General features: G+C 39.6%; 12 protein-coding genes. All 12 read left to right on the top strand.

The genetic code is table 11. From position 1 onward, the window contains the following. Positions 1-288 (top strand): LPXTG cell wall anchor domain-containing protein (locus tag ADI86_RS12495; protein WP_049532705.1); only part of this gene is annotated, 288 nt, incomplete at its 5' end. Between the two features lie 292 nt (positions 289-580). Then, positions 581-940: a YbaN family protein gene (locus tag ADI86_RS09225; RefSeq protein ID WP_049532704.1), complete on the top strand. Its 360-nt coding sequence runs from the start codon at positions 581-583 to the stop codon at positions 938-940. A 90-nt stretch (positions 941-1,030) separates the two neighbouring features. Next, a complete protein-coding gene (locus tag ADI86_RS09220) occupies positions 1,031-1,663 on the top strand; it encodes a copper homeostasis protein CutC (protein ID WP_049532703.1) in 633 nt (210 codons plus the stop codon). Between the two features lie 43 nt (positions 1,664-1,706). Then, positions 1,707-2,363, top strand: a complete 657-nt coding sequence (locus ADI86_RS09215; protein ID WP_049532702.1) for an MmcQ/YjbR family DNA-binding protein — start codon at positions 1,707-1,709, stop codon at positions 2,361-2,363. A 429-nt stretch (positions 2,364-2,792) separates the two neighbouring features. Beyond that, positions 2,793-4,355 (top strand): 2-isopropylmalate synthase, encoded by a 1,563-nt coding sequence (locus ADI86_RS09210; RefSeq protein ID WP_049532700.1) that lies wholly within the window; start codon positions 2,793-2,795, stop codon positions 4,353-4,355. An 11-nt stretch (positions 4,356-4,366) separates the two neighbouring features. After that, complete coding sequence (gene leuB / locus ADI86_RS09205; protein ID WP_049532698.1) at positions 4,367-5,404, top strand: 3-isopropylmalate dehydrogenase; 1,038 nt, start codon at positions 4,367-4,369, stop codon at positions 5,402-5,404. Beyond that, the gene (locus tag ADI86_RS09200; RefSeq protein WP_049532697.1) at positions 5,401-5,670 is read left to right on the top strand and encodes a DUF1294 domain-containing protein; all 270 of its coding nucleotides are present in this window, start codon (positions 5,401-5,403) and stop codon (positions 5,668-5,670) included. The genes leuB and ADI86_RS09200 overlap by 4 nt, the downstream gene beginning before the upstream one ends. 3 nt (positions 5,671-5,673) lie before the next feature. Next, positions 5,674-7,056 carry a 3-isopropylmalate dehydratase large subunit gene (leuC, locus tag ADI86_RS09195; protein WP_049532696.1) on the top strand — a complete coding sequence of 461 codons (1,383 nt, stop codon included), beginning with the start codon at positions 5,674-5,676 and terminating at the stop codon, positions 7,054-7,056. Between the two features lie 9 nt (positions 7,057-7,065). After that, positions 7,066-7,659: a 3-isopropylmalate dehydratase small subunit gene (gene leuD / locus ADI86_RS09190; protein ID WP_049532694.1), complete on the top strand. Its 594-nt coding sequence runs from the start codon at positions 7,066-7,068 to the stop codon at positions 7,657-7,659. A 27-nt stretch (positions 7,660-7,686) separates the two neighbouring features. After that, positions 7,687-8,466, top strand: coding sequence for an L-threonylcarbamoyladenylate synthase (locus tag ADI86_RS09185; RefSeq protein WP_049532693.1), 780 nt, complete (start codon positions 7,687-7,689; stop codon positions 8,464-8,466). Positions 8,467-8,619: 153 nt separating this feature from the next. Continuing rightward, positions 8,620-10,329: an McrB family protein gene (locus ADI86_RS09180; protein WP_049532692.1), complete on the top strand. Its 1,710-nt coding sequence runs from the start codon at positions 8,620-8,622 to the stop codon at positions 10,327-10,329. After that, complete coding sequence (locus ADI86_RS09175; protein WP_049532691.1) at positions 10,316-11,629, top strand: McrC family protein; 1,314 nt, start codon at positions 10,316-10,318, stop codon at positions 11,627-11,629. The genes ADI86_RS09180 and ADI86_RS09175 overlap by 14 nt, the downstream gene beginning before the upstream one ends. Positions 11,630-11,781: the final 152 nt, after the last annotated feature.

Raw genomic sequence — 11,781 nt, 5'->3', positions numbered from 1 at the left:
GGAAAACCAATCACTCCTGAAAAACCAGGTGACGACACACCAATCATCTACGTTCCAATCGTACCAGTAACTCCAGAGAAACCAGTGACTCCAGAGAAACCAGTGACTCCAGAGAAACCAGTGACTCCAGAGAAACCAGTGATTCCAGAGAAACAAACCTCTGCTAAAGAAAATACTCCTCAATTGCCAAATACTGGTACGGATTCAAATGCAGTTATGACTGGACTTGGAATTGTCGGTATGGTTGCATCACTTTTTGGTCTAGCTCAAAAGAAAAAAGAAGATTAAGATCTTTTAAATTTTGAAAGGAAGACTTCATCTATTTCAGTAGGGCAAATTCTCAAAAAATAAAGATAAGTACTATGAACAATAATGTTTTAAGTATAGATATTCTTTATTTGAATTTTTAGACTTAATATGTAATAAAGGTGAACAAGACAGAATTCTGATTTTCAGAAAATCTGCTTTGTTCACTTTTTGTGAAAAGAGCCTGAGACAAAAGGCTCTTTTGGGTTAGAACTTGACAAAATTCATCATTGTATGCGAAACTAGAAGAAGATTATTTTAACTAGGAGAAGTTATGCGTATTATTTATCTTATTATTGGTTTTTTATCACTTGCCTTGGCTATTGTTGGGGTTGTTTTACCTTTGTTGCCGACAACGCCTTTCCTTTTGTTGTCTATTGCTTGTTTCTCCAGAAGCTCCAAGCGCTTCGAAGATTGGCTTTACCATACCAAGCTCTATCAAGCATATGTAGCTGATTTTCGTGAGAGCAAGTCCATTGCGCGTGAACGTAAGAAAAAAATCATCGTATCCATCTACATCTTGATGGGAATTTCCATTTACTTTGCGCCTCTTTTGCCGGTCAAAATCGGTCTGGGAGCTTTGACCATCTTTATCACCTATTATCTCTTCAAGGTCATTCCAGACAAAGAATAAAAAATAGTAACTATTTTCCTTGATATAAATGAAAGCATATTCAAAATAATATGATATAATAAATTTAAAGTAATCTTTAAGGAGAATCAAATGATTCACGAATTTTGTGCTGAAAATGTAACCTTGCTTGAAAAAGCTATGCAGGCAGGAGCTCGTCGTATTGAGCTCTGTGATAATTTAGCAGTTGGTGGAACAACTCCAAGTTACGGAGTTACTAAGGCGGCTGTGGAACTGGCTGCCGACTACGATACGACCATCATGACTATGATTCGCCCACGTGGTGGTGACTTTGTCTACAATGATTTAGAAGTTGCCATCATGCTTGAGGATATTGCTTTAACTTCTCAGGCAGGTAGTCAAGGAGTTGTCTTTGGTGCATTGACAGCAGATAAGAAGTTGGACAAAGCCAACCTTGAAAAATTGATTGATGCATCTAAAGGCATGGAAATTGTCTTTCACATGGCCTTCGATGAATTGAGCGATGAAGATCAGCTAGAAGCTATTGATTGGCTCAGCCAAGCTGGTGTCACTCGTATCTTAACTCGTGCTGGTGTGTCTAGCGACTCTTTAGAGAAACGCTTTGCTCACTATCATAGAATTTTGGAGCACGCTAAAGGTAAGATTGAAATTTTACCAGGTGGGGGGATTGACCTTGACAACCGTCAAACCTTTATCGACCAGCTGGGCGTGACACAACTTCATGGAACCAAGGTTGTCTTTTAAAAAATAGAAAGGAACTGCTAGCTTTGGGTAGCAGTTTTCACTTATGTTTGAAATTTTTAAATCCTATCAATTTAATCAAGAGAAAACCAGTGCGTATGGTTTTATAGAAAATGAGGGAGTCTGGACCTACAGTTTCCAGATTTTGGATGGAGACTTTGTCATGACTGTATCCATTACTGTTGATAATGTGAGATTTCAAGTCTTTGACCAGGAGACTGGTGACCTCTATCCTCAAGTTCATATGGAAAGTATGAGAGGAAGTTTTGTCGGAAATGTCCGTGAGGCTTGTCTGGAGATTCTTTACCAGATTCGGAAGGCTTGTTTTGATGTGCAAGATTTTATCTATCCTCAGACTAAGCGAATCATGACTCAAGTTCAGGAAAAATATGGTAATCAGTTGGAGTATCTGTGGGAGAAATCGCCTGATACAGCAGTGTTAAGACATGAAGGCAATCAAAAGTGGTATGCTGTCTTGATGAAAATCTCTTGGAATAAGCTGGAAAAGGGCAGAGAAGGGCAAGTGGAAGCAGTCAATCTCAAACATGACCAAGTGGCTGATTTACTTTCAAAAAAGGGCATTTATCCAGCCTTTCATATGAACAAACGTTACTGGATTAGTGTGGCCCTTGATGATACTTTGGTAGATGAAGAAGTACTGGAATTGATAGAAAGAAGTTGGAACTTAACCTCTAAAAAATGAAACATTTCATACTCTTCGAAAATCTCTTCAAATCACGTCAGATTCCATTTGCAACCTTAAAGCAGTGCTTTGAGTAACCTGCGGCTAGCTTCCTAGTTTGCTCTTTGATTTTCATTGAGTATCAATATTTTTTCAATAACTTTCAATTAGCGAAATATTCTCTACTGAAGAAATTTTCAGAAAATATTTGATTTTTTCTTGACAAGCGCTTTTGTCTATGCTAAAATACTAAACAAGATATCAAACGAAGGAGAAAGTCAAACATGAAAACAGCTAAGTTTAATCAATTTGCTTTGTTGTTGAGGTACTCGGGCTAGTGCAAAAAGCATTAGTCCTGTTTGGCTTACCAAGCGGGAGTAAATCAACATCTCGCTTGGAATTCTGAGCGAGATGTTTTTTTAAAACCACATTTGGAAAAGGGGAAATCTTATGCGTAAAGTTGAATTTTTTGATACAAGCCTTCGTGATGGGGAACAAACACCTGGTGTTAACTTCTCAATAAAGGAAAAAGTTTCCATTGCAAGACAGCTGGAGAAATGGGGAATTTCTGTAATTGAAGCTGGTTTTCCAGCTGCTAGTCCAGATTCATTTATAGCCGTTCAAGAAATTGCTAGAGCCATGAAAAAAACAGCAGTGACAGGATTAGCTCGTTCTGTAAAATCTGATATTGATGCTTGTTATGAGGCTCTTAAGGATGCCAAGTATCCACAAATTCATGTCTTTATCGCTACTAGTCCGATTCACCGCAAGTATAAGCTCAATAAGAGCAAGGAAGAGATTTTAGAAGCCATCAAGGAACATGTTTCTTACGCACGTTCTAAGTTTGAAATCGTCGAATTCTCTCCTGAAGATGCGACTAGAACAGAGTTGGATTTCCTCTTACAAGTTGTTCAAACAGCGGTCGATGCAGGTGCATCTTATATCAATATCCCTGACACAGTTGGCTTTACGACTCCAGAAGAGTTTGCACGTATCTTTGATCACTTGACTGAAAATATTAAATCAGATCATAAAGTTGTCTTTGGTGTTCACTGTCACGATGATCTCGGTATGGCAACTGCAAATACTTTGATAGCAATTAAACACGGTGCTGGACGTGTCCAGGGAACTATTAATGGTATCGGTGAACGCGCAGGTAATGTTGCTCTTGAAGAAGTAGCTGTTGCTTTGAAGATTCGTGAGGATTTCTTCCAAGCAACTAGTGATATTGTTTTGGATGAAACAATGAATACGTCTGAAATGGTTTCTCGCTTCTCTGGTATTCCAGTTCCTAAAAACAAGGCTGTGGTTGGTGGTAATGCCTTCTCCCACGAGTCTGGTATTCACCAAGATGGAGTCCTTAAAAATCCTCTCACTTATGAGATAATCACTCCTGAATTGGTCGGTGTCAAGAGTAATAGCCTCCCACTTGGAAAATTGTCAGGTCGCCATGCCTTTGTCGAGAAACTAAGAGAATTAGCCCTAGACTTTACAGAAGAGGACATCAAGCCACTCTTCGCTAAGTTCAAGGCACTGGCCGACAAGAAACAAGAAATAACAGATGCAGATATTCGAGCTATGGTAGCTGGCACCATGGTTGAAAATCCAGAAGGCTTCCACTTTGATGATTTACAACTGCAAACTCATGCTGATAATGACATCGAAGCGCTCGTTAGCCTAGCTAATATGGATGGTGAGAAGGTTGAGTTTAATGCGACAGGGCAAGGTTCCGTTGAAGCAATCTTTAACGCTATTGATAAGTTCTTTAATCAATCTGTTCGCTTGGTGTCCTACACTATTGATGCTGTAACGGATGGAATCGATGCTCAAGCTCGGGTTTTGGTCACTGTTGAAAATAGAGATACAGAGACCATCTTTAATGCAGCAGGTCTGGACTTTGATGTGTTGAAAGCTTCGGCTATTGCCTACATCAATGCTAATACCTTTGTTCAAAAGGAGAATGCTGGTGAGATGGGAAGAAGTGTTTCCTACCGTGACATGCCTAGTTTGTAAAGGAGAATGCTATGACAAAGAAAATAGTAGCTCTAGCAGGGGACGGAATCGGTCCAGAAATCATGGAGGCCGGTTTAGATGTTCTGGAAGCTTTAGCTAAAAAAACAGACTTTGATTATGAGATAGACAGACAACCTTTTGGCGGTGCAGGTATAGATGTCGCAGGGCATCCCTTACCTGATGAAACCCTCAAGGCAAGTAGAGAAGCAGATGCCATTCTCCTAGCAGCTATCGGTAGTCCCCAGTATGATGGGGCAGTTATTCGGCCTGAACAAGGACTGCTGGCTCTCCGTAAGGAACTCAATCTTTATGCCAATATTCGCCCAGTTAAGATTTTTGAGAATCTTAAGCATTTGTCACCTCTCAAACCAGAACGAATTGCTGGTGTAGACTTTGTTGTGGTGCGGGAGTTGACTGGCGGAATTTACTTTGGAGATCATATTCTTGAAAAGCGAAAAGCGCGTGATATCAACGATTATAGCTATGAGGAAGTGGAGCGAATTATTCGAAAGGCCTTTGAAATTGCAAGAAGTCGGAGAAAAATCCTTACCAGCATCGATAAACAAAATGTGTTGGCAACATCAAAACTCTGGCGTAGAGTAGCTGAGAAGGTCGCACAGGATTTTCCAGATGTGACCTTGGAACACCAGTTAGTGGACTCAGCTGCCATGCTTATGATTACCAATCCTGCTAAGTTTGATGTTATTGTAACGGAGAATCTTTTCGGAGATATTCTCTCGGATGAATCAAGCGTCCTATCTGGCACACTTGGGGTCATGCCATCAGCCAGTCATTCTGAAAATGGACCAAGCCTTTATGAGCCCATTCACGGTTCAGCTCCAGATATTGCAGGTCAAGGAATTGCCAATCCTATTTCCATGATTTTATCAGTTGCCATGATGCTGAGAGATAGTTTTGGACGTTATGAGGATGCAGAGCGTATCGAACAAGCTGTGGAGAGTGCACTAGCTGCTGGCATTTTAACGAGAGATATAGGAGGACAGGCTTCGACCAAGGAAATGACGGAAGCTATTATTGCAAGATTATGAAGTTAGACGAAAAAATTACTCTAGCCCTTTTGATTTGGAATGTCATGGTTTTCTTGATTTATGGCATTGACAAATCCAAGGCAAGGAGACGTACGTGGCGCATTCCAGAGAAAATCTTACTCATTTTAGCCTTTACTTGTGCTGGATTTGGTGCTTGGTTAGCAGGAATGACCTTTCACCACAAGACTAGAAAATGGTACTTTAAAACAGTTTGGTTTCTTGGGATGGTGACCACACTAGTAGCCTTATATGTTATTTGGAGGTAATGGATGGCAGGAAAATCGATTTTTGATAAATTATGGGACCGCCATGTCATCACAGGAGAAGAGGGGCAGCCCCAACTCATGTATGTGGACCAGCACTATATTCACGAGGTGACCAGTCCTCAGGCTTTTCAAGGATTAAGAGATGCAGGACGCAGATTGAGACGACCAGACTTGACATTTGGAACCTTTGACCACAACGTCCCGACGGTCAATATCTATGATATTCGAGATGTAATTTCCAAGGCTCAAATTGATAAGCTGGCTGAAAATGTTGAGGAGTTTGGGATTGAGCATGCGGCCCACGGTTCTGAAAAGCAGGGTATTGTTCATATGGTTGGACCTGAAACAGGGCGGACCCAACCAGGAAAATTCATCGTCTGTGGGGATAGTCATACAGCAACCCACGGAGCTTTCGGAGCTATCGCCTTTGGAATTGGGACCAGTGAGGTGGAGCATGTCTTTGCTACACAGACACTCTGGCAGGTCAAACCCAAGAAAATGCTGGTAGAATTCACAGGTGTTCCTCAAAAAGGAGTTTATTCCAAGGATTATATTCTCGCCTTGATTGCCAAGTACGGCGTTGCCTGTGGTGTTGGTTATATCGTGGAATATCGTGGACAAGCCATTGATGCACTGAGCATGGAAGAGCGAATGACCATTTGCAATATGTCCATTGAGTTTGGATCTAAGATGGGTATCATGAATCCAGATCAGATCACTTATGACTATCTCAAGGGACGAGAATGTGTTCCAAAGGACTTCGAAGAGGCTGTGGCGGATTGGAAAACGATTGTCAGTGATGATGATGCCGTTTACGATAAGGTTATCCGGATGGATGTTTCTGACCTAGCTCCTATGGTTACCTGGGGAACCAATCCTGCTATGGGGGTTGACTTTGACAGCAGCTTCCCAGAAATTAAGGATATGAATGATGAGCGAGCCTACAATTACATGAACTTGGAGCCTGGTCAAAAGCCAGAGGACATTGAACTAGGTTATATTTTTATCGGGTCTTGTACCAATGCTCGTCTCAGCGATTTACAGCTGGCTGCGAGATTTGTTAAAGGGAAGAAAATTGCTCCCAACCTAACAGCAATCGTAGTACCAGGCTCTCGTCCTGTGAAACGAGCTGCTGAGAAGTTGGGTTTAGACAAGGTCTTTCTAGATGCTGGCTTTGAGTGGAGAGAACCAGGTTGCTCCATGTGCCTAGGGATGAATCCTGACAAGGTACCTGATGGTGTCCACTGCGCCTCAACCAGCAATCGCAACTTTGAAGACAGACAGGGATTTGGTGCTAAGACCCATCTCTGCAGTCCAGCCATGGCAGCTGCGGCAGCTATCGCAGGGCGCTTTGTAGATGTTCGGAAAATGCCAGAAGCCCAGTAAGGAGAGGATATGGAGAAATTTACAGTTTATACGGGAACGACTGTTCCTCTCATGAATGATAACATTGATACTGACCAAATCCTTCCCAAGCAGTTTCTCAAGTTAATTGATAAAAAAGGCTTTGGTAAGTACCTCATGTATGCTTGGCGTTATCTGGATGACAAGTACACCGAGGACCCAGACTTTGTCTTTAACCGACCTGAATATCGGAAAGCTAGCATTCTCATCTCAGGGGATAACTTTGGCGCAGGATCTTCGAGGGAGCATGCAGCTTGGGCTCTAGCGGACTATGGTTTTAAGGTCGTGATTGCAGGGTCTTTTGGGGATATTCATTACAATAATGAACTCAATAATGGTATGTTGCCCATTGTTCAGCCCAGAGAAGTTAGAGAGAAATTATCCCAGCTACAACCAAGTGACCAGATAACTGTGGACTTGGAACAACAAAAAATCATCTCACCAGTTGGAGAATTCACTTTTGATATTGATAGCGAGTGGAAACACAAGCTCTTAAATGGTTTGGATGATATCGGTATTACCTTGCAGTATGAAGATTTGATTGCTGCTTATGAAAAACAACGACCAGCCTACTGGCAGGATTAGAAGAAAATTAGAAAAGGAAATAGAACTATGACAAAACACATTCAATGGAACGGAACACTTTCACAAGAAGGCTATGATATTCTAAAAGGTGAGGGCGGTTGTATCGTTTGCCCTACCAAAGTTGGCTACATCATCATGACGAGCGATAAGGCAGGACTTGAGCGTAAGTTCGCAGCTAAAGAGCGTAATCGTAACAAGCCAGGTGTTGTTCTCTGCGGTAGCATGGATGAACTTCGCGCTTTAGCACAACTCAATCCAGAAATTGAAGACTTTTACCAAAAACATTGGGATGAAGATATTCTTCTTGGCTGTATCCTTCCTTGGAAACCAGAAGCCTTTGAAAAACTCAAAGCATACGGTGATGGCCGTGAAGAACTGATGACTGATGTTCGTGGAACTAGCTGTTTCGTTATCAAGTTTGGTAAAGCTGGTGAACAATTGGCTGCCAAACTTTGGGAAGAAGGCAAGATGGTCTACGCTTCATCTGCAAACCCATCTGGAAAAGGAAATCGTGGTAAGGTGGAAGGAATCGGAGAACGTATCGAAGGAGCAGTTGACCTTGTCATCGAAGCAGACGACTATGTGGCATCCATCCAACCTGACAAAACGATTGAAACTCGCTACGAGCAAGGTGTGATGGTCTCTATGGTCGATAAAGATGGCCAACTCATCCCAGAACAAGGAGGAGCACGCTCAACTTCACCAGCTCCAGTTGTAATCCGTAAAGGGCTTGACATTGATAAGATTATGATGCACCTGTCAGACACCTTTAACTCATGGGACTACCGTCAGGGAGAGTATTATTAAGATTGAAAAGAAGTCTAGTGTTATGAGATATTAAAGCTCCTAACACTGGGCTTTTTGTTTAGAATTTCTTTTCTTTTTCTATAGGATATGATATGCTAGAGATGAACTATATATTAATAGAACTTACTTGTGAAAGTAAAAAGGAGTATTCAAATGAACAGTGAACAAAATAACTATTTTTTTGTTGGTACAAAATTTGGTGATGATGATTATCTTGAATATTTTATGAAAGAAGGAAAGTGGGAATTAGGATGGCATAATAACGAGGAAAATAAACAGTATCAAAGAATGTTAAAGTTGTTTAATAAAATTAAACCAGGTGACGTTTTATTTGCTAAATCCACATATGTCAAAAAGAAGAATGTACCTTTTGTAAAGAAAGATGATTTAAAGGTTTCTGTGATGAAAATTCGTGGAATGGCGACTGTTAAAGAGGTTTTAGATGATGGGCATACCATTATTGTTGATTGGAAAAAAGAGTATATAGAGAGGGAGTGGTTTTTCTTTACGGGGCAAGAAACAATATGGTTTCCATCAGATATTAAGTATCGAACTAAAGAGACTAACCAGTTAATAAAATTTGGTGCAAGTGATGAAATCATAATTCAAGACTATGACTATTTTTTGAATCATCCTAATTGGAAAAAGTATAAAAAATTAGAAAGTGAAACTATGTTAAGGAATGATTTTTCATTTAACTATAGTGGTATATTAAGAAAATCCAAAAACCTCATTCTCCGTGGGGCACCTGGTACTGGGAAAACTTATCTTGCTAAAGAAATAGCTGCAGAATTAACAGATGGAAACGAAGATCAAATCGGCTTTGTACAGTTTCACCCATCTTATGATTATACGGATTTTGTAGAGGGATTGAGACCGGTATTAAATGGGGATGGAGCTATTGAGTTTAAATTACAAGATGGTATTTTTAAGCAGTTTTGCCAGAAGGCTAAAGAAGCTCAGAAGATTGGAGGACAAGATAATTTTGAGGAAACGTGGACTAAGCTAATGAATGCAATCAATGAAAAACAAGGACAATACTTCTTCCCTCGTAGTTCAGTTCCAGCCAGTTTAAATAGTCAAGGGAATGTGAAGTTTGATTCTCCTGTTGCTACCAAAGAAAAAGTATATCTTTTATATAAGGGTGAGGAGACTAAGTTAAAGTACGAAACTTATCAAAAAATTGTTTTGGATCACATGAAAGAAAGTTATGGCTTATGTGATTATGTATCCCCAACGGTTTACACAGATAAGAAATTCGTTTTCATCATTGATGAAATCAATCGTGGTGAGATTTCTAAGATTTTTGGTGAGCTCTTTTTCTCTATCGACCCTGGTTATCGTAGTGAAAAGGGAAGTGTTTCTACTCAGTATGCTAACTTACATGAGACGGATGAGAAATTTTATATCCCTGACAATGTCTATATCATTGGAACCATGAATGATATAGACAGATCTGTTGATACCTTCGATTTTGCTATGCGTCGTCGTTTCCGTTTTGTTGAAGTTACTGCCGAGAGTCAAGTTGCTATGTTGGATAAAGAGCTGAATATCCATGCAGAAGAAGCAAAAACTCGTCTAAGAAACTTGAACGCTGCTATCGAAAACGTTCAGGAATTAAACAGTCATTATCATATCGGACCAAGTTATTTCCTTAAGTTGAAGGATGTAGATTTTGACTATGAATTACTCTGGTCTGATTACCTCAAACCGCTTTTGGAAGATTATTTACGGGGTTCTTATGAAGAGGATGAAACTTTGGATACATTGAAAAAAGCATTTAATCAGACAAGTATAGAGGAAGCAAGTGAGTCTATAGCTGATAATAATGAAGGCGTTGAGAATGATAATGCGGATAACTGATAATCAGCATAGAATTGCTAAGGAAGACTTTGTCGCAGAATATCCCAAACTAAGCCAAGCACTCCTTGACAGAACACTGGATAACCTTTTTAAAGAAGACAATATCTTTATTTTTCCAAATGACCTAGAATATTCTCCGGACTTGGATAAGGACCAAAAGATTTTGGAAACAGTTAATCAGGAAATCAAGACAGGAAATGTCATTGGATTTCTGGGTTATGGCCAGGAGAGATTAACCATTTCTTCTCGCTTTTCAAACGAAAGTGATGACTATTTTTTACATTATCTTTTGCAAAAGGTTCTTCATATCAATCTCACTAGTTTAGATGTTGCTTTATTACGCGAAGATAGACTCTATCAACTTTTGATGTATCTCTTTCCTAAGTATTTGCAAACTGCTCTCCGAAAAGGCCTTTATAAGGAATACCAGAGATTTTCTCATAACGATAGTCATGTTAAGGGAGTAATTGATGTAGGAAATCATCTCAAGAAAAATCTTCCTTTCACGGGAAATGTTTCCTATAAAACAAGAGAGTTTACTTTTGACAATTCGATCATGCAACTGATTCGTCACACAATTGAATTCATTAAGAATCAGAAAAGTATAGGGAGAGGAGTTCTTGATAATCTCTCAACTAGCAGGGAAAATGTGGCGGAAATCGTGCGAGTAACGCCCTCTTATAAATTAGCTGATCGTGCTAAGATTATCAGACTAAATCAAACCAAACCTCTTCGGCATGCCTACTTTCGAGAATACAGAAAATTACAAGAGCTTTGCCTGATGATCCTAAATAGAGAAAAGCATGGTTTAGGATACCAAGAGCAAAAAATCCATGGTATTCTTTTTGATGTTGCCTGGCTTTGGGAAGAGTATGTTCATACCTTGTTGCCAAAAGAGTTCATCCATCCTAGAAATAAGGATAAGACGGAAGGTATTTCAGTATTTTCTAATCGTGAAAGAAAAGTATATCCAGATTTTTATGATATAGAACGAAAGATTGTTCTAGATGCTAAATATAAAAAACTGGAATTGACTGAAAAGGGAATCAATCGTGAGGACTTGTTCCAACTGATTTCTTATACTTATATTTTAGAAGCTGAACAAGCTGGGCTTGTTTTTCCAAGCAAGGAAAAGATAGTTGATAACGAGATAGGTAAGCTAGCAGGCTATGGAGCTCTGATGAAGAAATGGTCTATCCAAATTCCTCAGAAGGCTTCATCTTATAATGAATTTTGTGAAATGATGAAAAACTCCGAAGAAATTTTTAAAAGGAATATTGATAAGGAAGTGGGTAGATAATAGTCTCCCCACTTTTTATATCTAAATAAATAAAATCCGAACGATATATTTTAATCTATAAAATAATTTGACAAAAACTGTACTTTAGTTTATAATAAATTAAGGAAACGTCGGAAAAGACGTAGTGATGCGCAAGCATAGGTAGGTCATTA

This window comes from Streptococcus pseudopneumoniae (assembly GCF_001074975.1).
GTDB lineage: Bacteria > Bacillota > Bacilli > Lactobacillales > Streptococcaceae > Streptococcus > Streptococcus pseudopneumoniae_D.
This window is presented reverse-complemented; position numbering and strand designations above follow the sequence as displayed.

Excerpts from the sequence above, each read along its gene's own strand:
- ADI86_RS09225 (WP_049532704.1), top strand. The coding sequence starts at position 581 with ATGCGTATTATTTATCTTATTATTGGTTTTTTATCACTTGCCTTGGCT.
- ADI86_RS09220 (WP_049532703.1), top strand. The coding sequence starts at position 1,031 with ATGATTCACGAATTTTGTGCTGAAAATGTAACCTTGCTTGAAAAAGCT.
- ADI86_RS09215 (WP_049532702.1), top strand. The coding sequence starts at position 1,707 with ATGTTTGAAATTTTTAAATCCTATCAATTTAATCAAGAGAAAACCAGT.
- ADI86_RS09210 (WP_049532700.1), top strand. The coding sequence starts at position 2,793 with ATGCGTAAAGTTGAATTTTTTGATACAAGCCTTCGTGATGGGGAACAA.
- leuB (WP_049532698.1), top strand. The coding sequence starts at position 4,367 with ATGACAAAGAAAATAGTAGCTCTAGCAGGGGACGGAATCGGTCCAGAA.
- ADI86_RS09200 (WP_049532697.1), top strand. The coding sequence starts at position 5,401 with ATGAAGTTAGACGAAAAAATTACTCTAGCCCTTTTGATTTGGAATGTC.
- leuC (WP_049532696.1), top strand. The coding sequence starts at position 5,674 with ATGGCAGGAAAATCGATTTTTGATAAATTATGGGACCGCCATGTCATC.
- leuD (WP_049532694.1), top strand. The coding sequence starts at position 7,066 with ATGGAGAAATTTACAGTTTATACGGGAACGACTGTTCCTCTCATGAAT.
- ADI86_RS09185 (WP_049532693.1), top strand. The coding sequence starts at position 7,687 with ATGACAAAACACATTCAATGGAACGGAACACTTTCACAAGAAGGCTAT.
- ADI86_RS09180 (WP_049532692.1), top strand. The coding sequence starts at position 8,620 with ATGAACAGTGAACAAAATAACTATTTTTTTGTTGGTACAAAATTTGGT.
- ADI86_RS09175 (WP_049532691.1), top strand. The coding sequence starts at position 10,316 with ATGCGGATAACTGATAATCAGCATAGAATTGCTAAGGAAGACTTTGTC.